The sequence below is a fragment of the Variovorax robiniae genome (assembly GCF_037889955.1).
In the GTDB taxonomy this organism is placed as follows: domain Bacteria; phylum Pseudomonadota; class Gammaproteobacteria; order Burkholderiales; family Burkholderiaceae_C; genus Variovorax; species Variovorax robiniae.
Genome location: NZ_JBBKZS010000009.1, coordinates 285,806 through 304,375 on the forward strand (window position 1 = coordinate 285,806; position 18,570 = coordinate 304,375).

The window sequence follows — 18,570 nt, forward strand, 5'->3', positions numbered from 1 at the left end:
CGCCCTTGCCTCGACGTGAACGCCCGCTCTTGGCCGGTGCCCCAGCCAGACGGACTATCCTGAGAATCCAGCCCCGACGAACTGACCGAAAACGCCACCGTTCATTTGTAACGGCGACTTGTTGCACTGCAGCACACCCCTGAAAACGTTTGAAAGTACGTTTGCCCCGACATGCCAACTGCAGGTAAAAACCGCGGTTGTCAATAGAGGGTAAGTAGTTTTGAACGTAGTACAAAAGACAATGTTGCCATTTATGGCGACTTTCGCATTGGTGGGCTGTGGTGGGGGTGGTGGTGGTGGCGGTGGAGGGATTGCCCTCGCACCTGTCGCGACCACGTCCGGTACGTCGGATGCCGGGACAGCGGCAGCGGTCGCTGCTGGAACCACGTCGGATGGCAAGGCAATCGTTGCCAGTAATGGCAGCGCCGGCGCCGCGGCAGGCAGCACAAGCGGTAGCACGGCTGGCAGCACGACCGGCAGCGGCAGCACATCCGGTGCCGCGAGCGGCACGCCGTCGGGTTCCGGCAGCACCGCCACCGGCACGGTTCCCGTCAACACCACGACTTGCAGCACAACCAGCGCCGACATCGTCGATGCGCAGCTGAACGTGGTGCCAGCGTCGTACAAGGCCATGGCCGCCCAGCTCAGCAAGGACGCTGGCATTGCCTACCGCTATGGCCCCGATTCGGCGTCCTGTGGCGCGACCGACACCGGCCCGGCGCTGTTCAAGCGCAACGACGCGCAGCTGATCGTCCCGGGTACCGCAGTCAACAATTTCTTCTACCAGATCGGTACGCCCTCGGGAACGCCGGGCAACTTCTCGACCAACCAGGCGAACATGGTCTACGTGGCCGACGACCCGGCCACCCGTGTCGGCGTGACTGACTTCCAAGTGTCGGGCTACATGTACAACACCTTCGCCCAGCTTCCGCAGCTGAGCTGGACCGGCGCGCACCTCGACAGCGCGACGGTGACGGACTACAAGAAGGCCGGCACGGTCAGCGGCAACCCGATCGCCGTGACCCGTTGCGTCATGGCGGGCTTCTGCGCCCAGAGCGTGGTCGTGTACCAGAACGGCGTCATCGCCACGTCGGGCACCAACACCTCGATCAACAAGGCCACCGCGACGCTGCCGGCCAACAAGGTGCCGACGGCGGTCGCGATGACCAATGACAGCGAATACGCACTGGTCACCGTATGGGACACGACCGCGCTCAAGGGCCAGGTGGCCGTGGTGGCGCTGGCCGGCATGTGCGACGGCTGCACCGTCGGCAACCCAGGCGCCTGGTACAACTGGTGGTGGGAGTGGAAGGGCGTCTACCCCGGGCTGCCGAACATGGGCAATATCGGCTTCATGAAGATCCTCGGCTACGTGGACCTGCCCGGCATGACGGCGCCGACCGAGATCGCGGTGACCACCGGCATGCACCCGTGGAAGACCATCCAGACGGGTGGCGAATTCATCGGCTTGTCCAATTCGCCGCTGAGCGCCAACTGGCAGAAGTTCGCCAGCGGCGGTGCGAACTACGGCCGGTATGCCAAGGGGGCCGTGGCGGTGGTGATCTCGAAGTCGGAACAGAAGGTGGCTTTCGTCGACCTGAAGCCGCTCTTCAATTTCGTCAACGGCGTCTACTTCAGCTCGCGCAATGGCGAGACGACCAGCGTCGGTGCCGGCGACGGGCAGTGGCCGTACACCTTTGCCAACTCGCCCTCGCAAACGCCGACGGTGGTCAAGACGGTGTCGCTTCCCAACCGGCCGACGGCCGTGAAGGCTGCGATCTCCGGCAGCGCGGTGCAGGCTTGGGTCGCCACCCAGGATGGCACGCTGCGCATCTACAGCCTGGGCGGCTACGCGCCCGGTGAGTCGGTCGCCAGTCCCGCGCCCAGCGCCATCGCCGAACTGGGCAGCGTCACGGGCATCGGCCGCAATCCGACCTCGCTGGCCACTTCGCGGAACGAGCCTTCGAGCGGTAGCGTCGATGCGATCAACCAGCAGGTCATCGTGTCCTCGCGCGGCGACCGGAAGATCTCGTGGGTGCGCTTCAGCGGCAATGGCGGCAGCATCGTGCGCAGCTTCCAGCACAACCTGCTGGTGGACCCGGTCGGGGTCGAGGATTCGGACAACTTCGCGAACCAGAACAACGTGCTGAGCGTGGCCGACTATAACGGCAAGGCCGTGCGCAACTACCGCTACGGTCCGGTCGTCTTCTCGGACGGCGGCTATTGCGCGAACACCAGTGCGTGCCCGGTGCAGGCGACGGGCACGACCCCGGTCGAATACGGCGGCGCCATGAGCGTGCCCGGCAAGCCCTTCCAGGTGTCGACCACCAACACGCCGTGAAATAGCCCCACCCCCGAATGCGCTTGCGGCGCTCCCCCTCAAGGGGGCGCACCCAGCGGCCCGGCGAAGCCGGTTCCGCGGGTGCCCACGAACAGGGCATGCTCGCCCTGTTTTCACGCATCTCGGGACCTGCGACGGCGTGGTGGAAAACCACGACGAAACGCTGAAGGCATCAGCGCATCAGCGCATCAGCGCATCAGCGCCTCGATCTCGTCTCCGTCCACCGGCACGCCGCGAGAAATCAATTCGCAGCCGGTCGCGGTGACGATCGCGTCATCCTCGATGCGGATGCCAATGTTGTGGAACTGCTCCGGCACGCCCTCGCCGGGCCGCACGTAGATGCCCGGCTCGATGGTCAGCACCATGCCCGGATGCAGGATGCGGCTGGGCCGGTTCTTGATGAGCTCGTTGGAGAGCGGGTCCTTGCGCTCGCTCACCTCGCCGACCTGCGAGGGCTCGACGTAGCTGCCGCAGTCGTGCACGTCCATGCCCAGCCAATGGCCGGTGCGGTGCATGTAGAAGGGGAAGTAGGCGCGCTTCTCGATCACGTCGTCCACGCTGCCGACCTTGTTGGCGTCCAGCAGGCCAACGTCCAGCATGCCTTGTGAGAGCACGCGTACCGTGGCGTCGTGCGGGTCGGTGAAGCGGGCACCGGCTTTCGTCGCGTCGACGGCCGCCTGCTGGCTGGCCAGCACCAGGTCGTAGAGCACGCGTTGCGGGCCGGTGAACTTGCCGTTGGCCGGGAAGGTGCGGGTGATGTCGCTGGCATAGCCGTCGAGCTCGCAGCCCGCGTCGATCAGCACGAGTTCACCGTCGCGCACCGGCGCGGCGTCGGCGCGGTAGTGCAGCACGCAGGCATTGGCGCCGGCCGCGACGATCGAACCGTAGGCCGGGTATTGCGAGCCGCCCATGCGGAATTCATGCAGCAGCTCGGCATCGAGGTGGTACTCGCGCACGTCCTTGCCTTCGCGCAGCATGCGGGCGCTGAGCTGCATGGCGCGGATGTGGGCGCGGGCGCTGATCTGCGCGGCGCGGCGCATCGTGTCCTGCTCATGGGCGTCCTTGACCAGCCGCATCTCGTCCAGGGGACCGCACAGGTCGCGCTGCTCCTCGGGGCACAAGGCGCCGTAGCGCACCCGCGCCCGCACCGAAGACAACCAGCCGTCGATGCGTGACTCCAACCCCTTGTGCGTGGCGAACGGGTACCAGACGACGGAACGGTTCTCCAGCAGCTTGGGCAACCGGCTGTCTAGCTCGCCGATGGCAAAGGCCTCGTCGACGCCGAGCGCGGCCGGCGCGGCTTCCGGTCCCAGGCGGTAGCCTTCCCAGATCTCGCGTTCCAGATCTTTCGGGGCACAGAAAAGTGAGCTTTTGCCATCGCCGGTCAGCACCAGGCAGGCGTTCGGCTCCGCAAAACCGGACAGGTAAAAAAAGTAACTGTCGTGTCGATAAAGGAAATCGCTGTCGCGATTTCGGCCGTGTTCTGGCGCGGTGGGGATCACGGCAATTCCATCGCGTCCCAATTGGGCGGAGAGCCGTGCGCGGCGGTCTGAATGAAGGGTCGAAGTCATGCCCGGACGATGCCACAGGTCTGTAAGCCTGCGCCGACAGACAAGCAACGGATTTGTCAATACATTCAGCCCGCCTTGCATCTCTTGCCACTAAACGCTAGTTAAGTCAATTGGAGTAACTGAGTATGTTGGTAGTAAATTTGTCAAAAATGCAACTATTCGTATCCATATTGCTCGTTGGATGCGGCGGAGGAGGTGGCGGGGGTGGCAGCGTGGGCTTTCTGACACCCACCGCGAGTGTCAGCACGGCAGCCAACAACGGTAAGCCCGCGCACTCCGCCACGGTCGACACGCCGGCGCCCGGCAACGGCAGCAGCCCTGCCAACATCCAAACCAGCATCGAAAGCGGAGCCGAAGGAACGGGGGGCGGCACGATCGGCATGGGGGGTGGCATGGGCGGCACCAGCGTCGACAGCAGTGCGAACACGGGCACTGTCGCCGGCACTGACACGGGCGGTAGCAGCACCGGCAGCGGCAGCGTCAACACCGGCACCGCGACGGGTAATGACGACGGCGACGCCGGCACGGCCACCATTGCCGGCCCCGGCACCAGCCCATCCCCCGGCACCGTCTCCGCCCCCGTTGCCATTTCCTCGACCCTTTGCGGCACCACCATCCCCGACGTCGTCGATGCGTCGCTCAAGGTCGTGCCGGATGCCTACCGGGCCATGGCCGGCCAACTCAGCAAGGACGCGGGCATCGCCTACCGCTACGGTCCCACGGCGGCGGCCTGTGGCGCGAGCGGGGGCGTCCCGCTCTACGGTCCGCGTCCCAACAACAAGACCCCTGGCTTCGCCCAGATGGCGGCCGACCACCAGAACCTGTGGCAGATCGGCAAGCAGGCCGCCGACCCGGGGTTGTATTCCAGCAACCAGGCCAACGCGGCCTTCGTTGCCGACAGCGCGGCGCGCGTGGGCATCACCGACTTCCAGACGACGAACCACGTGCTGGGCACGTTCGCGCAGTTGCCCCAGTTGAGTTGGACGCACTACGGTGGCGGCCTCGACAGCATCAGCATCCTGGCCTACAAGGCCGCGGGCATCGTGGACGGCTCCCCGATTGCCGTGACGCGCTGCGGTGGCCGGGCCGGCTTTTGTCCCTCGGGCTTGGCCGTGTTCCAGAACGGCGTGATCGCGACGGTGGGCAACAACACGGCAACCAACAAGGCCACGGTCAAGCTGCCGGCCCAGAAGGTCCCCACCGGCATCGCCATGACCAACGGCAGCGAGTTCGCGCTGGTCACGGTGTGGGACACCGACGCGCTCAAGGGCCAGGTGGCGGTGGTGGCGTTGGCGGGCCTTTGCGACAACTGCAACCCGTTCAACCGGAACGCCAACGGCAGCTACAGCGCCTGGTACAACTGGTGGCGGGAGTGGAGCGGCGTGTACCCCGGCCTGCCGAATGCGGGCAACATCGCCTTCATGAAGATCCTGGGCTACGTCGACCTGGTGGCCCCGGATGGCAGCGCGATGAACGCCCCCACGGAAATCACCGTGACCACCGGCCTGGATCCGTTTCATACCATGGCGCAGGCGAGGATCACCTCGGACCTGACGGACAACATGGCGAAGGACGATGACCTGGCCGGGATCGGATTCATGGGCTTCACCCAGCCGCTGACCCGGCAGGCCAACCGGCAGTCCTTCCTGGATGGCAGCCTCTCTGCCAAGTACGCCAAGGGCGGCATGGCGGTGGTGCTGTCGAAGTCCGAGAAGAAGATCGCCTTCCTCGACCTGAAGCCGCTGTTCAGCTACGTGAACAGCGTGTATTTCGGTGGCGACATCGGCACCTTCAATGCACGCATGGCCACCCTGGGTCAAGCCGACCACCAGTGGCCGTACACCTTCGCCAACCAGCCGCAGCAGACCCCGGCCCTGGTGAAGATGGTCTCATTGCCCGACAAGCCGACGGCGGTCAAAACGACCTTGTGGGACACCCCGCAACGCGCCTGGATCGCGACGGAGGATGGCACCTTGCGCGTCTACAACCTGGGCGGCTACGCGTCGGGCGGGGCGGTGGCCTCACCCTCTCCCGACCAGATTGCCGAGTTGCCGCAGTTCGCGATCAACGTCGGTCGCAACCCGACCTCCCTGGGCATCTCGCGGGGCGATCCGGAAGACCCGGACATCTACAGCCCCCAGCAGCAGTACGCCGACCCCAACAAGCAGGTGCTCGTGAATTCGCGTGGCGACCGCAGGATCTCGTGGGTCCGCTTCGACGCCAATGGCAGCCGCATCGTGCGCACCTTGCAGGACCCGCGGGTGCTGGACCCGATCGCCATCGAGGACGCGGACAACTTCGCCAACTGGGCCTTCGTGGTGACCGTGGCCGACCATGCGGGCAAGGCGGTGCACAACTTCCGCTACGGTCCGGTGCTCTTCATCGACAACGTCTCCTGTCCGAGGCCGACCGGCTGCCCGGTGGAGCCGACCAACGGGGTGAAGATCGAGTACGGCGGCAAGATGGACTTGCCGGGCAAGCCGTTCCAGTTGAGCGGGACCAACGTTCCTTAGCGGGCGGCAGCGGTTCTCGCTCAGGCGGACCGCTCGACTTGGGCGTTCAGCTGTGCAAGCCGTTCCGGCGTTCCGACGTCGGTCCATGCGCCGGCGTAAAGCTCGGCGCTGACGCGGCCGGCCGCCATCGCGGCGCGCAGCAGCGGTGCCAGCGCGGCCTTCTCGCCCTGCGGATTGCCGGCCGGAATGGCGCACCAGGGCGGCGCGAACAAGGCGGCGCGGTAGAGCGCGATGGTGGAGAAGGTGTACTTGCGTGGAGCCTCGCTCAACGCCCGGCCATCGTCCGCGATGCCGAAATCCCCGCGCGGGTTGTGCGCCGGGTTCGGAACAAGCCACACGTGGGCCAGCATGTCGCCCGCCCGGAATCGCGCGACGGCCTCCTGCGTGAACCGGAAGTCCGGCGCGTAGATATCACCGGCCGCGACCCAGAACACATCCCCGAGCATGGGCAGCGCACGAACCACGCCGCCGGCCGTTTCCAGCGCGCCGCCGAAATCGCGGCCCTCGTGTGAATACGTGAGAGACGGCCCGAAGCGGCTGGCAATCTGATCGCCGAGCCAGGCGGTGTTCACTACGAGATCGTTGAAGCCGCCTGCTGCCAGCGCTTCCATCGGCCACTGCATCAGCGGCTTGCCGCGCACCTCGAGAAGGGGCTTGGGCGTGACGTCGGTCAGGGGGCGCATCCGCTCGCCGCGACCGGCGGCGAGGATCATGGCCTTGGTGCTCATCGATTCGAGGTCCTCAAGCGTTCACCGACGCCAGCGTGCCGCGCGTCACCGCATGGCGCTCCACATGGTCCGGCTCGAACAGGGCCAGCAGGCGGTCCATCAACGCATGCGCCTTCGGCGAATGGTCGCCGCCGAAGTTGCAGACATAGACATCGAGCGTCACCGCATGTTGCTCCGGCCAGGTGTGGATGCACAAGTGCGACTCGGCGAGCAGCACGGTGGCGGTGACGCCGCCAGCGCCTTGCGCGGTCGATGGAAAGCTATGGAAAAGCCGCGCCACGCCCTGCAGGCCCGCCGCCTCCACGGCCTCGACGCAGGCCGCGCCCAATGCGTCGGCATCGAGCATCCAGCGCGCTTCGCATTGGCAATCGTGAAGGTCGGCGGTAAGGTGCAGCCCGTGCATGCGCGGCACTCTAGCAGCCTGTCAGAGCAGGCCGGGGAGTCCGTTCGCTAAAATCGCGGGTTCCCCCCAATCCCCCTCCTCGAAAGCCCCCTCCAATGGCCAACCAAGCCCTGATGGCCAACGCGATCCGCGCGTTGGCAATGGACGCCGTGCAAACCGCCAACTCGGGCCACCCCGGTGCGCCGATGGGCATGGCCGACATGGCTGTCGCACTGTGGGGCGACCATCTGCAGTTCAACCCGACGAACCCGCACTGGGCCAACCGCGATCGCTTCATCCTCTCGAACGGCCATGCCTCGATGCTGCAGTACGCCGTGCTGCACCTGGCCGGCTACGACCTGCCGATCGAGCAGCTCAAGCACTTCCGCCAACTGCACAGCAAGACGCCGGGCCACCCGGAAGTCGACGTCACGCCTGGCGTGGAAACCACCACCGGCCCGCTCGGCCAGGGCATTGCCAACGCGGTCGGCTTCGCGCTCGCCGAGAAGCTGCTGGCCAGCGAGTTCAACCGCAACGGCCACGACATCGTCGACCACCACACCTACGCCTTCCTCGGCGACGGCTGCATGATGGAAGGCATCAGCCACGAAGCCTGCGCCATCGCCGGCGCCTGGCGCCTGGGCAAGCTGATCGCGCTCTACGACGACAACGGCATCAGCATCGACGGCCAGGTCAAGCCCTGGTTCATCGACAACACCGCCGAGCGCTTCAAGGCCTACGGCTGGCACGTGATCGGCCCGATCGAAGGCAACGACGCCGACACGGTGTCCAAGGCCATCACGGAAGCCAAGGCGCACGGCGCCAGCGAGAACCAACCCACGCTGATCATCTGCAAGACCGTGATTGGCAAGGGCAGCCCGAACCGCGCCGGCACGGCCAAGGCCCACGGCGAGGCGCTGGGCGCCGAGGAAATCAAGCTCACGCGCGAAGCGATCGGCTGGCCCTACCCGGCCTTCGAAGTCCCGGCCGAGGTGTATGCCGACTGGGACGGCAAGGAACGCGGCGCCAAGGAAGAAGCGGCCTGGAACGACAAGTTCGCCGCCTACGCTGCCGCGCATCCCGCGCTCGCCGCCGAGTTCACGCGCCGCATGAAGGGCGACCTGCCCGCCGACTTCAACCAGGTCGCGTTCGACACCGTGGTGGCGGCCCACACCAAGGCCGAGACCGTCGCTTCGCGCAAGGCCTCGCAACTCGCGCTCGAGTCCTTCACCGCCAGCCTGCCGGAAATGCTCGGCGGCAGCGCCGACCTGACCGGCTCGAACCTCACCAACACCAAGAGCACGCCGGCCCTGCGCTTCGATGCCAAGGGCGACGTGGTCCTGACCGCGCCGGTCGAGCAACCGGGCCAGGGCTCGGAGGACGAATCCAAGCCCGCCAGTACCACCAACGGCGCCGAGCCGGCCCATGGCCAGATCGGCCGCCACATCAACTACGGCGTGCGCGAGTTCGGCATGGCCGCGATCATGAACGGCGTGGCGCTGCATGGCGGCTACATCCCGTACGGCGGCACCTTCCTGACCTTCAGCGACTACAGCCGCAATGCGATCCGCATGGCCGCGCTGATGAAGCGCCGCGTGATCCACGTCTTCACGCACGACTCCATCGGCCTCGGCGAAGACGGCCCGACGCACCAGTCGATCGAGCATGCCGCGTCGCTGCGCCTGATCCCGAACCTGGACGTCTGGCGTCCGGGCGACACGGCGGAAACGGCGGTGGCCTGGGCCGTGGCACTGCAGACGCAGGGCCGCCCGAGCGCGCTGCTGCTCTCGCGCCAAAACATCGCCTATGCCGCCAAGAAGGACCTGGCCGACATCAGCAAGGGCGCCTACGTGCTCAGCGAGCCGGCCGACGTCGGCCTGAAGAAGAAGGCGCAGGCCGTGATCATCGCGACCGGCTCCGAAGTGCAGCACGCCGTCGCGGCGCAAAAGCTGCTCGCGGAGAAGAAGATCGCCGTGCGTGTGGTCTCCATGCCCAGCACCTCGGTGTTCGACCGCCAGACCACCGCCTACAAGAAGGCCCTGCTGCCCGCCGGCCTGCCGCGCATCGCCGTCGAGATGGGCGTGACGGACGGCTGGTGGAAGTATGGCTGCGCGGCGGTCGTCGGCATCAACACCTTCGGCGAATCGGCACCGGCGCCGGCGCTGTTCAAGCACTTCGGCTTCACGCCCGAGAACGTGGCGGACACGGTGCGCGCCGTGCTCGCGAAGTAACCCTTTTTCAAGCAACTCAAGGAGCAAGTCTGTGGCAATCAAGATCGGTATCAACGGCTTCGGCCGCATCGGGCGCATGGTGTTTCGTGCGGCCGTGCAGAACTTCAAGGACGTCGAAGTGGTCGGCATCAACGACCTGCTCGAACCCGAATACCTGGCCTACATGCTGCAGTACGACTCCGTGCATGGCCGCTTCAAGGGTGAGGTCTCGGTCGAGGGCAACACGCTCATCGTCAACGGCAAGAAGATCCGCCTGACGCAGGAACGCGACCCGGCCAACCTCAAGTGGGGCGACGTCGGCGCCGACATCGTGGTGGAAGCGACCGGCCTGTTCCTGACCAAGGAAACCGGCCAGAAGCACATCGACGCGGGCGCGAAGAAGGTCGTCATGTCGGCACCGAGCAAGGACGACACGCCGATGTTCGTCTACGGCGTCAACGACAGCAGCTACAAGGGCGAAGCCATCATCAGCAACGCCAGCTGCACCACCAACTGCCTGGCCCCGGTGGCCAAGGTGCTGCACGACAAGTGGGGCATCAAGCGCGGCCTGATGACCACCGTGCACGCGACCACCGCGACGCAGAAGACGGTCGACGGCCCGAGCAACAAGGACTGGCGCGGCGGCCGCGGCATCCTGGAGAACATCATCCCCTCGAGCACCGGCGCCGCCAAGGCCGTGGGCGTGGTGATCCCGTCGCTCAACAAGAAGCTGACCGGTATGAGCTTCCGCGTGCCGACCTCCGACGTGTCGGTGGTCGACCTGGTGGTGGAGCTGGAAAAGGCCGCGACCTATGCCGAGATCTGCGCCGAGATGAAGGCGCAGTCGGAAGGCGCGCTGAAGGGCGTGCTGGGCTACACGGAAGACAAGGTCGTGTCGACCGACTTCCGCGGCGAGCCGCGCACCTCGGTGTTCGACGCCGAAGCCGGCATCGCGTTGGACGGCACCTTCGTCAAGGTCGTGAGCTGGTACGACAACGAATGGGGTTATTCGAACAAGGTGCTGGAAATGGTCCGCGTGGTTTCGAAGTAAGCGCTGCGACCCCTCAATGAAAACGCGCCCTGTTCGGGCGCGTTTTTCATGGTGCGACGGAAAATCCGCGCGGCTTGTTCGTCACGTCCGCGGGGACGCGCGGCGCGCTGCTTACACCGGCGACAGCACGTGAATGACGCGGCTTTCCACCATCTCCTTGGTCTTCGCGCCATAGGCCGCCATGTGCGGCGCCACGGCATGGGCCTTGAGCGCGTCCAGCGTCTCCCATTTCTCGACCACGACGAAGGTGTCGTCGCCGAAGGTGCCGCGCGAGGGCGGCATGCCGGCGGCGTCGATGGTCGCGACGTATTCGATGCAACCGGCTTCGGCCAGCACCGCCGGGCGGTTGGCGGCGAAGGCTTCGAGCACCTGGGCGCGCTGGCCGGACTTGGCGGTGATGATGGCGACGACGTGGATCATGGTGGACTGTGGCTCCGTGGTGGTTGGATGGACGGCCGCCTGACAGCTTGAAAGGCGGCGCCCGTCGAATCTAGACGAACGGGCGATTGCGCGCTGTCGCCCCCGCGGCCCGCGCTCTTGGCCTACTCGCGGAATCTGGATCGGCGCACGCCAGCGATCGTTGCGATCCCGGACAGTACACGCTCACATCACGCGAGAAGCGCCATGAGCCCCAAGCAACTGTTTGACCTGTGTCGCGATGCCGTCTCCGCCTGGGTCGACGATTTCGCGCCGAGCATGGGCGCGGCCATCTCGTACTACACGATGTTCTCGCTGGCGCCCTTGCTGGTGATCGTGATCGCGGTCGCTGGCGCCTTGTTCGGTCGTGAAGCGGTGCAAGGCGAGATCGTGGAGCAACTGGGCGGCCTGATCGGCCACGACGGCGCCACCGCGGTGCAGGGCCTAGTTGCCAGCGCCAGCGAGCCCAAGCGCGGACTCATTGCAGGCGGCATCAGCATCGCCGTGCTACTGGTCGGCGCGACGACCGTGTTCGCCGAACTGCAAAGCGCGCTGGACCGCATCTGGCATGTGCCCGCGGCCGAAAAGCCGAGCGGCGTGTGGGCGCTGCTGCGGGCGCGGGTGCTGTCCTTCGGCCTGATCCTCGGCTTGGCCTTCCTGCTGATGGTGTCCCTGATCGTGAGCGCCGGCCTGGCCGTGCTGGGCAGCTGGACCGGCGGGCTGATGCCGGGCTGGGAGTTGCTGCTGCAGGGCGTCAACATCCTGATCTCCGTGTCGGTCAGCACGCTGCTGTTCGCGATGATCTTCAAGCTCATGCCGACCGCGCCGATCGCCTGGCGCGACGTGTGGATCGGCGCGGCGGTCACGGCGGTGCTGTTCGAGATCGGCAAGTCGCTGATCGGGCTGTACCTCGGCAAGAGCGGCATGAGCGAATCCTTCGCCGCCGCTGGCTCGCTGGTGGTGCTGCTGGCCTGGGTGTACTACGCGGCGCAGATCTTCCTGTTGGGTGCCGAGTTCACCAAGGTCTATGCCAATGCGCACGGCTCCGTGGCCGGTGCCAAGGCGGTGGCCGCGACGGCGCATGCGAAGGATGTGGCCAAGGCCGGGACCGACGTGCTGGCGCAACCGGTGGCACCGCCTGTCGGCACCGATGCGCTGGCCCGCACCGCCGAGACAGAGCGCGAGATATCGAGGCGGCTGGATGCGGCGACGCAGGCGCTGGCGCGGCAGGCTGCGGCCTTTGCCGTCGCGTCGCTCGTCAGCGCGCTTCTCACGCATTGGGAGAAGCGGCGGCGCCGTCAACGGAGGCTTGCAGCAAAGGCAGGCGAGGCTTCGAACAAGCCCCCCGCGAGGGCGCGCGCCTCGGCGCGAGGCTGACGTGATCAGGGTCTCCAAGGCGCCGGCAGCGCTTGTGGTGGTTCAATACCCCACCGACGCGCGATCCTGCTGCGACGGTCTCTGAAAGTCCCTGATGGCCGAGTCGCTGCTTCTTTCCACCGCCCGCGTCTCGACTTTCGACGGCGACCGGCTGCTCACCGGCGCGAGCGGCTTCTTCTTCGAACGCGACGAGCGCATCTTCTTCGTGACCAGCCGGCACGTGGTCATCGACGCGCCGACGAAGCATTTCCCCAACCGCATCGAGATCGAGCTGCACACGGACGCGGTCGATCTCACGCGCTCCACCGCCGTCTCGGTGTGGCTCTATGTGGACGGCAAGAGCGCCTGGCGCCAGGGCAGCGACATGGGTGGCGAGATCGACGTGGCCGCCATCGAGATCCCGCGCGAGGCGCTGCCGCCGAATGCCGCGATGTTCTGCTTCACGCCCAGGCACTTGCCACGCTCGTTGGACGAGGTGGAGGTCGGCAGCGTGCTGCTCATCGTGGGATTTCCGCTGGGCTTCCATGACGTGGTGCATCACCTGCCGGTGGTGCGCCAGGCGGTGGTGGCATCGGCCTTCGGCGTGCGCTTCCAGGGCCAGGGCTTCTTCCTGACCGATGCGCGCACGCACCGCGGCACCAGCGGCGCGCCAGTGGTCAAGCGCATTCCCGCCGCCGGCGGCAAGCTGCCGTGGACGCTGCTGGGCGTGCATTCCGCGCGCATGGACATGAGCACGCGCGACCTGCAATTGGACGAGTCGCTGGGGCTCAACAGCGCCTGGTATGCGGACATCCTGATGACGCTGACAGCAACGCCCGCCAGCGTCACGACCGCTCAGGCGCAAACCCAAGGGCAGGTCGCGCCGCCCGGGTAGTCACATCGCCCGGACTTCGAGCTGGTTGTCGACCGTGGCGACGCCGCCGACGGACTTGGCAATGTCGGTGGCACGGGCCTTGGCTTCGGCGCTCGGCGCCGGGCCGACCAGCTTGACCGTGCCCGCGCGCGTCTCGACGCTGATCTGCCGCGCGCTCAGTTCGCTGTCCTTGGCCAAGCCGGCCGACACGGAGGCGGTGATGGCCGCGTCGTCCACCTTCGCGGCAGCGGTGGTCCCGACGTTCTTCAACGCATCGACGACCTTGCCGGCGTCCTCGCGCACCTGCGGCGACTTGGCAAAGGCGACGGTCTGGTCGCGCGCCTTTTCGGCCAGTTCCGCCGCCTTGTTGGCGGCGGCGACCGTGGCGTCGCGGGTCTTGTCGATGGCGGCGTCCACGTCCGCGCGGGGGGCCGGCGGGGCAACGCGCTGATCGCAGGCGGACAGCGACAGCGCGCCAATCGCCGCGATCAGGACCAGCGGTGCGACACGGCGGGGAAGCAGGTGTTTCGAGTTCATGGCGACATGCTGGATTCGCGCTGTGAACCTGCCAGCCCCGCGCTTCCCAAACGGATGTAGGACCAGTTCACGACGCGTCCTTGCGCGGCACGTCGCCTTGCTTCGGTGTCAGTTGCCGATTCGGCGTTCCGTGGGACGAGCCGGCCGTGGCGCGGGACTCAGTAGTGCGGCGGCAACTCATCCCGCAGGTTGCGCGGCCCGCCCGCCGCGGCTTCCGCGCCCTGCTGCCTCAGCAGCGCGACCTGCTCAACCAGGCTGTCGATCTGCTGCTGCTGCCGGTAGATGACCATGTTGAGCTGGTCCAGCAGGTCTTCGGCGTAGCTGGCCTTGATCTCCAGTTCGTTCAGGCGGCGGTCGGCGTCTTGCGGTTGTTCCATGCCGCCATTGGACCACCGCGCGGAGACGCTAGGCCGGCCGTTCCTCTTTCCCGTCCGGATGCCGCGCGAAACGCGCCGGGTCGCGGCCGTGCACCGGCGCCTCGTCCTTCCAGGGCCAGCCGCCGAACTGGGTGCGGCGGAAGTCCTGCATCGCCTGCGCGATCTCGGCCTGCGTGTTCATCACGAAGGGGCCGTATTGCGCCACCGGCTCCGCGATCGGGCGGCCTTGCAGCACCAGGAACTCGGCCACCGCGCCCTCGCCATTGACCAGCTCCACTTCCTCGGAAGCGCGCAGCTCGATCATCGCGTGGCGATCGATCGCCTGGCCCGCCACTTCGACCGACTGGCCCTTGAAGAAATACAGCGCCCGCCGCGTACCCTGGCCTGTCGCGGCCGGCAGAGTCCAGCGCGCGCCAGGCGACATGCGGATCGTCCAGATCGCGACGTCGGCATCGGCCTGCGCGGCCCATGAGTCGGGCGGCGGCGCGAGCGGGCCGCCCTCGCCGGGTTGGCCGTCGACCGGGCCGATGCGGCCGGCCACGCTGGAGACATGCGTGGTGCGCCCGGCCTCGTCGGTGGCGGTGAAGCGCGGGATGTCCTCGGCCCAGAACATGGTGAAGTGCGGCGCCACCATCTTGTTGCGCGCGGGCAGGTTCAGCCAGATCTGGAACAGCTCGAGCGGGTTCGGCGTCTCGGCATTCATCAGCGGGAACATCTCCGAATGCACGATGCCCTTGCCGGCCGTGAGCCACTGCACGTCGCCGCCGCCGAAGCGGGCCGCCGCGCCGAGGGAATCGGAATGGTCGATCAGGCCCTTGCGGACGATGGTCACCGTCTCGAAGCCGCGGTGCGGATGCCCCGGAAAGCCCGGCACCGGGTTGCCGTGATACATGCTCCAGCCGTCCTTGCGGCTGAAGTCGCTGCCGAGGTTGCGCCCGGCCAGCAAGGCGTCGTCGACGGCCATCTCGCCGTTGCCTTGCGGATAGGCATCGTCGTGGTAGGCGCAGAACAGGAAGGGATCGATCGTCTCCCATGGAAAGCCCAGGGGCTTGATCTGGACGATGGGGCTCGCAAATACAGTGGACACGGCAAGGTCTCCTTGGGTGGCGCGGCGCGCGGCAATACGAGCGCGTCCGGCATCTGCATCACATGGGGGCGGCATTGTGCGCGAAAAGGGGCCCCGGCGGCGGGACACTGCGATCCGCTGGCAAGACGGTGGCCACAACCCCGCGCCATCGGCGGATTTGGGTGCCGGCCTGGAAGCGCTCCCGTGCTTGCGGCATGCTCTGGCACTTCCAAGACCCGACACACACCACCCGCAAGGAGACCCATGACCTTCAACGCACTGCTCCTCACCAAGGCCGAGGACGGCTCCACCCAGGCCGCCATCAGCGCGCTCGACGAGGCGCAGTTGCCCGAGGGCGAGGTGCGCGTCGCCGTCGCGTACTCCACGCTCAACTACAAGGACGGCCTGGCCATCACCGGCAAGTCGCCGGTGGTGCGCAAGTTCCCGATGGTGCCGGGCATCGACTTCGCCGGCACCGTGGCCGAGAGCAGCGATGCGCGCTTCAAGCCCGGTGACGCGGTGCTGCTGAACGGCTGGGGCGTCGGCGAATCGCATTGGGGCGGCCTGGCGCAACAGGCCCGCGTGAAGGCCGACTGGCTGGTGCCGATCCCCGCCGGCCTCGATGCACGCCAGTGCATGGCGATCGGAACGGCCGGCTACACCTCGATGCTGTGCGTGATCGCGCTGCAGGCGCATGGCGTGAAGCCTTCCGACGGCCCGGTGCTGGTGACGGGCGCGAACGGTGGCGTCGGCACCATCGCCATCGCGCTGCTGGCCAGGCTGGGCTTCGAGGTGCATGCGTCGACCGGCCGTGCCGCGGAGGCCGATCACCTGAAGCAACTGGGCGCGAAGGAAATCGTCGACCGCGCCACGCTGTCCGCGCCCGGCAAGCCGCTGCAAAAAGAGCGCTGGGCCGCGGCCGTCGACAGCGTCGGCAGCCACACGCTGGCCAATGTCTGCGCGAGCCTGCGCTACGGTGGCGTGGTGGCCGCCTGCGGCCTGGCGCAAGGGCTGGACCTGCCGGCCAGCGTCGCGCCCTTCATCCTGCGCGGCGTGACGCTGGCGGGCATCGACAGCGTGATGGCGCCGTATGCGAAGCGCGTCGAGGCCTGGGGTCGGCTGGCCAAGGAATTGCCGCTGGACCTGCTGGAAGCCAACACCGAGACGATCGGCCTCGGCGCCGCTGCCGCCACCGCGGCAAAGCTGTTGGCGGGCCAGGTGCGCGGGCGTGTGCGGGTGGATGTGAACGCGGCCTGATTGCACCTTCCAGCGGAATGCGCATCGCCTCGTACAACGTCAACGGGGTGGTGAACCGCCTGCCGCAGTTGTGCGCCTGGCTCGATGTGACGCAGCCCGACGTGGTCTGCCTGCAGGAACTCAAGTGCACCACCGCCGCCTTCCCCCAGCGTGAATTGAAGGCGCTCGGCTACGAGGTGCTGGTACACGGCCAGGCCACCTGGAACGGCGTCGCCATCCTCGCGCGCGGTGCAGCACCGCTGGAAACGCGCCGCGGCCTGCCCCTGTCCAAGGGCGAGCCGGCCGACACGCAAAGCCGCTACCTCGAAGCCGCCGTCAACGGCATCGTCATCGCCTGCCTCTACCTGCCCAACGGCAATCCGCAACCCGGACCCAAGTTCGACTACAAGCTGGCCTGGTTCCAGCGCCTGAACCGCCACGCGGCCGACCTGATCAAGACCGGACACCCGGTGGTGCTGGCCGGCGACTTCAATGTCGTGCCGACCGACGGCGACATCTACTCGACTGCGTCATGGAAGGACAACGCGCTGCTGCAACCCGAGGCGCGCGCGGCATGGCGGGCCTTGCTCAAGCAGGGCTGGACCGATGCGTTGAAGCGGCAGTTTCCCGACAAGACGCCCTACACCTTCTGGAGCTACCTGCGCAACCGCTGGCCGCGGGACGCGGGACTGCGCATCGACCACGTGCTGCTGAGCCCGGCCTTGGCGCAGCGCATGACCGAAGCGGGCGTCGACAGAGCGGTGCGCGGGCTTGAGGGTTCGAGCGACCACGCGCCGGTTTGGGTCGAGTTGGCGGATGGGGACGCCTCTGCATGAGGCGCGCGGCGTTTGTTCAGTGGTCACGAAGCGTCAATGGCCAGCGCGCGTGACGGGTCGTGCGCGTACCGCGATGAACTGGTCAGCGCACTTTCGCTGCCCTTTAGAGCTACAAAGCCATAGTCCAGTGCCTGCTCGTAGTCTGCGAAGCGTTCCAAGCCGTGAGCGACACAGATCACAGGATGGCCACTGCGCCGCTCGATCAGCTTCCAGATGAATTCAGTCGGCGCAAGTTGTTCGACGGTGACGGCCAGTGCTGGGATCGTCCAATGCGGAGGGACGTCGTTTCGGTTCGATTGAGGCATGCGCAAGTACAAAACGTTTTGTTACGCCGACTGCGTAGGAAAACATCCACTTTCAGGGTACGCGCATGCTCGGGGGTGCGGCACGTGCCGAGGACTGGCCCCGCCGAATGAGCTGGCTCAGGGCCAGGAGCGCATCGCTCGCCGCATCTAGGGCCGCGACCTGTCGGCCGTCAGCTTCCACCCGGCTCGCGATTGACGTTATGCAGCCGCGACTGCCTGGACCGATTCGCAGGAGCCGGCGGGCGCAAACGTCAGTGCGGCGTCGAACCGGTCGCGCTTGCTGGTCCATATAGAATCCATCGCTTCCTGAAGTGCCCAGGTGGCGGAATTGGTAGACGCACTAGTTTCAGGTACTAGCGAGTAACATCGTGGGGGTTCGAGTCCCTTCCTGGGCACCAGAGCACGGATGAAGCCGATCAACATCGCGTTGGCCGGCTTTGTTTTTTTCAGCTGCCAGACCAAGAGCGCATGGCTGAGAAGTTTCAAGCCATGCTCGCACAGGTGCTGCGACAAAGCTTGCTCAAGCAGCCTCGGTGACCCGCTCGCTGCTTGTTGTTGCACCGCACTTTCAGCGCTACCGGGATCGAGTATGTGCCGCCGCAGGCAACCCGGTCGCGCCGTAGGCAGGCGTACGTTCGGGTTCCAATGCGAACCATGAGTACGACCTACCGCATGCCCGGGGCCGTCCTGACCGAGCGCGAGCACTCCATTCCCTTGGTCCACGGCGACCCGACGCGCGGCACGATCAGCGTGTTCACGCGCGAGCTTGC

General features: G+C 66.8%; 17 protein-coding genes and 1 tRNA gene. 9 read left to right on the forward strand and 9 right to left on the reverse strand.

Annotated features, from left to right (window positions below; genetic code table 11):
* Window positions 1–54: 54 nt before the first annotated feature.
* On the reverse strand, window positions 55–633 hold the full coding sequence (locus tag WKW79_RS21825; protein ID WP_340337293.1) for a hypothetical protein: 579 nt from the start codon (window positions 631–633) through the stop codon (window positions 55–57).
* Here WKW79_RS21825 and WKW79_RS21830 point away from each other — a divergent pair.
* Complete coding sequence (locus WKW79_RS21830; protein ID WP_340337294.1) at window positions 632–2,341, forward strand: hypothetical protein; 1,710 nt, start codon at window positions 632–634, stop codon at window positions 2,339–2,341. The two genes, WKW79_RS21825 and WKW79_RS21830, sit on opposite strands and share 2 nt — an antisense overlap.
* Before the next feature lie 188 nt (window positions 2,342–2,529).
* Here WKW79_RS21830 and WKW79_RS21835 read toward each other — a convergent pair whose 3' ends face one another.
* Window positions 2,530–3,912 carry an aminopeptidase P N-terminal domain-containing protein gene (locus WKW79_RS21835; RefSeq protein WP_340337295.1) on the reverse strand — a complete coding sequence of 461 codons (1,383 nt, stop codon included), beginning with the start codon at window positions 3,910–3,912 and terminating at the stop codon, window positions 2,530–2,532.
* 212 nt (window positions 3,913–4,124) lie between these two features.
* Here WKW79_RS21835 and WKW79_RS21840 point away from each other — a divergent pair, with 212 nt between their 5' ends.
* Entirely contained in the window at window positions 4,125–6,425 is a 2,301-nt protein-coding gene (locus WKW79_RS21840; protein WP_340337296.1) for a hypothetical protein, read from the forward strand.
* A gap of 20 nt (window positions 6,426–6,445) precedes the next feature.
* Here the strand turns inward: WKW79_RS21840 and WKW79_RS21845 are convergent, their stop codons facing one another.
* Window positions 6,446–7,138 (reverse strand): nucleotidyltransferase family protein, encoded by a 693-nt coding sequence (locus WKW79_RS21845; protein WP_340337321.1) that lies wholly within the window; start codon window positions 7,136–7,138, stop codon window positions 6,446–6,448.
* A 28-nt stretch (window positions 7,139–7,166) separates the two neighbouring features.
* Window positions 7,167–7,556: an S-adenosylmethionine decarboxylase family protein gene (locus WKW79_RS21850; RefSeq protein ID WP_340337297.1), complete on the reverse strand. Its 390-nt coding sequence runs from the start codon at window positions 7,554–7,556 to the stop codon at window positions 7,167–7,169.
* A gap of 95 nt (window positions 7,557–7,651) precedes the next feature.
* Here WKW79_RS21850 and WKW79_RS21855 point away from each other — a divergent pair, with 95 nt between their 5' ends.
* Together WKW79_RS21855 and gap are read left to right on the forward strand one after the other, a co-directional pair.
* A complete protein-coding gene (locus WKW79_RS21855) occupies window positions 7,652–9,766 on the forward strand; it encodes a transketolase family protein (protein ID WP_340337298.1) in 2,115 nt (704 codons plus the stop codon).
* A 31-nt stretch (window positions 9,767–9,797) separates the two neighbouring features.
* Window positions 9,798–10,796 carry a type I glyceraldehyde-3-phosphate dehydrogenase gene (gene gap, locus WKW79_RS21860; RefSeq protein ID WP_340337299.1) on the forward strand — a complete coding sequence of 333 codons (999 nt, stop codon included), beginning with the start codon at window positions 9,798–9,800 and terminating at the stop codon, window positions 10,794–10,796.
* A 111-nt stretch (window positions 10,797–10,907) separates the two neighbouring features.
* On the opposite strand, the gene WKW79_RS21865 is transcribed toward gap, so the two are convergent.
* Window positions 10,908–11,216, reverse strand: a complete 309-nt coding sequence (locus WKW79_RS21865; RefSeq protein ID WP_340337300.1) for a putative quinol monooxygenase — start codon at window positions 11,214–11,216, stop codon at window positions 10,908–10,910.
* A 204-nt stretch (window positions 11,217–11,420) separates the two neighbouring features.
* Here WKW79_RS21865 and WKW79_RS21870 point away from each other — a divergent pair, with 204 nt between their 5' ends.
* Both WKW79_RS21870 and WKW79_RS21875 read left to right on the forward strand, forming a co-directional pair.
* A complete protein-coding gene (locus tag WKW79_RS21870) occupies window positions 11,421–12,590 on the forward strand; it encodes a YihY/virulence factor BrkB family protein (RefSeq protein ID WP_340337301.1) in 1,170 nt (389 codons plus the stop codon).
* 94 nt (window positions 12,591–12,684) lie between these two features.
* A complete protein-coding gene (locus tag WKW79_RS21875) occupies window positions 12,685–13,464 on the forward strand; it encodes a trypsin-like peptidase domain-containing protein (protein WP_340337302.1) in 780 nt (259 codons plus the stop codon).
* On the opposite strand, the gene WKW79_RS21880 is transcribed toward WKW79_RS21875, so the two are convergent.
* The 3 genes from WKW79_RS21880 to WKW79_RS21890 all read right to left on the reverse strand — a co-directional run bounded on the left by WKW79_RS21880 (window position 13,465) and on the right by WKW79_RS21890 (window position 15,444).
* Window positions 13,465–13,980 (reverse strand): BON domain-containing protein, encoded by a 516-nt coding sequence (locus tag WKW79_RS21880; RefSeq protein ID WP_340337303.1) that lies wholly within the window; start codon window positions 13,978–13,980, stop codon window positions 13,465–13,467.
* Window positions 13,981–14,138: 158 nt separating this feature from the next.
* Entirely contained in the window at window positions 14,139–14,357 is a 219-nt protein-coding gene (locus WKW79_RS21885; RefSeq protein WP_340337304.1) for a SlyX family protein, read from the reverse strand.
* A gap of 28 nt (window positions 14,358–14,385) precedes the next feature.
* A complete protein-coding gene (locus WKW79_RS21890; protein WP_340337305.1) occupies window positions 14,386–15,444 on the reverse strand; it encodes a pirin family protein in 1,059 nt (352 codons plus the stop codon).
* Window positions 15,445–15,687: 243 nt separating this feature from the next.
* Between WKW79_RS21890 and acuI the strand changes: the two genes are divergently transcribed.
* Both acuI and WKW79_RS21900 read left to right on the forward strand, forming a co-directional pair.
* Window positions 15,688–16,680 (forward strand): acrylyl-CoA reductase (NADPH), encoded by a 993-nt coding sequence (acuI, locus tag WKW79_RS21895; protein ID WP_340337306.1) that lies wholly within the window; start codon window positions 15,688–15,690, stop codon window positions 16,678–16,680.
* Window positions 16,681–16,697: 17 nt separating this feature from the next.
* A complete protein-coding gene (locus WKW79_RS21900; protein ID WP_340337307.1) occupies window positions 16,698–17,495 on the forward strand; it encodes an exodeoxyribonuclease III in 798 nt (265 codons plus the stop codon).
* A 23-nt stretch (window positions 17,496–17,518) separates the two neighbouring features.
* On the opposite strand, the gene WKW79_RS21905 is transcribed toward WKW79_RS21900, so the two are convergent.
* On the reverse strand, window positions 17,519–17,800 hold the full coding sequence (locus WKW79_RS21905) for a hypothetical protein (RefSeq protein WP_340337308.1): 282 nt from the start codon (window positions 17,798–17,800) through the stop codon (window positions 17,519–17,521).
* 313 nt (window positions 17,801–18,113) lie between these two features.
* On the opposite strand from WKW79_RS21905, the gene WKW79_RS21910 reads away from it, so the two are divergent.
* Window positions 18,114–18,198: transfer RNA gene (locus WKW79_RS21910), tRNA-Leu, on the forward strand.
* The last annotated feature ends 372 nt before the right edge of the window (window positions 18,199–18,570 follow it).